The organism is Bartonella sp. AA86SXKL (assembly GCF_042196885.1).
Map to the genome: position 1 here is coordinate 478 of NZ_JBHIRE010000319.1, position 240 is coordinate 717.

At 37.5% G+C, this 240-nt stretch carries 1 protein-coding gene; it reads right to left on the minus strand.

Going from position 1 to position 240, the window contains the following annotated elements; translation table 11 throughout:
• Positions 1-43: 43 nt before the first annotated feature.
• Positions 44-240 (minus strand): cobaltochelatase CobT-related protein (locus ACFIO5_RS11780; protein WP_522729891.1); only part of this gene is annotated, 197 nt, incomplete at its 5' end.

The window sequence follows — 240 nt, forward strand, 5'->3', positions numbered from 1 at the left end:
TTTATCTAATCTTACCTTTTTCCGTTTATTACAAAGCTTGATATCAAACGGCAAGTCTTTTATGCGGATAGAGTTTTTTATTGCTAAAAAGCATTTCTAATTGTTTTGTTATGGCGCCGGCAAGTTCTTCGGCATTCATAATTGTTACAGCGCGTTGATAATAGCGTGTAACATCGTGACCAATGCCAATGGCTATAAGTTCTATAGGCGAATGTGTTTGAATTTCCTGAATCACCGCGC